This is a genomic window from Cellulosimicrobium sp. SL-1, from assembly GCF_011033075.1.
Classification (GTDB): Bacteria; Actinomycetota; Actinomycetes; order Actinomycetales; family Cellulomonadaceae; genus Cellulosimicrobium; species Cellulosimicrobium funkei.
The window spans coordinates 1-1151 of sequence record NZ_JAACJC010000019.1 but is presented as its reverse complement, the minus strand read 5'-3'; the positions used below and the strand labels follow the sequence as shown (position 1 = coordinate 1151).

The window sequence follows — 1151 nt, the reverse complement described above, 5'->3', positions numbered from 1 at the left end:
AGCTGACGATCGCGTCGGCGGTGGAGGAGCAGACGGCGACGACGAACGAGATGTCGCGCGGGGTGCAGGAGGCGGCGACGGGGTCGAGCGAGATCGCGGGCAACATCACCGGCATCGCCGCCGGCGCCTCGTCGACGGCCCAGGCCGTCGAGCAGATGAACGGGTCGATCGCCGAGCTCGCGCGCATGGCCGCCGAGCTGCGCGGCCGCGCCTCGCGGTTCACCTACTGACCCCTGACACCCACGTACCCACGCACCCACGCAGAGAGACGACCACGATGACCACGAACCAGCAGCAGGACGCGCCTCGACGCCTGTGGGGGGACCGCCCCGTCCTCGTCAAGATCCTCACGTCGGTCCTCGTGATGGTGGTGGTGACCGCCGTCATCACGGCCGTCGCGCTCGTCTCGATGCGCCAGCTGCGCTCGGACGCCGACGAGATGTACCGCGGCAACGTCACGCCGCTGCAGCAGCTCACGGAGATCCAGCGCGCCTTCCAGGGTGACCGCGCCCGCGTGGTCCAGTACGGGATCGCGGACGCGGAGACCCGGGCGAGCCTCCTCGACGAGCTGGTGGAGCGCAAGGTCGACCTGGAGGCCCAGATCGAGGCGTACCGTCCGAACGCGGTGAGCCAGACCGACGTCGACGCGCTCGTCGCCGCCCTGGACGCGTACTACGCGGCGGCCGAGGGCGAGCTGTTCCCGGTTGCGGACGCGGGTGACACCGCGGGCTTCGCCGCGTACTTCGACGACACCGTCCGCCCCCTGACGACGGGGGTCCTGGACGCGATGCAGGTCGAGACGGTGTCCCAGGGCGAGCAGGCGGCGGAGCTCGCCGAGGAGACGGACACGCTCGCGGCACGGGCGCTGCTCGCCACGATCCTCGTCGCGGTGCTCGGCGCCCTCGCGGCGACCGCGCTGTCCTACGTCGTGGCGCGCGGCATCGCCGTCCGGATCGGTGCGGTGTCGAGGAGCCTGACGGCGCTGGGAGACGGCGACCTCACCGTGCGGGCGCAGGTGGTGGGTCGTGACGAGCTGGGGCAGATGGCTGCGGCGTTGACGAGTGCGCAGGAGAACTTGCGGGGGATCATCGCGGAGGTGGCGGGGACGTCGGAGGCGGTGGCTGCGGCGACGGAGCAGCTGTCTGCGGCGG

Annotated in this window: 1 protein-coding gene and 1 pseudogene; both read left to right on the top strand. The window is 72.1% G+C overall.

The genetic code is table 11. From position 1 onward, the window contains the following. Positions 1 to 230, top strand: a pseudogene (locus GWJ10_RS19525) (methyl-accepting chemotaxis protein); the annotation flags it as partial. A gap of 47 nt (positions 231 to 277) precedes the next feature. Next, positions 278 to 1151: methyl-accepting chemotaxis protein (locus GWJ10_RS19520; RefSeq protein ID WP_163188959.1), on the top strand; the 874-nt coding region annotated here is incomplete at its 3' end.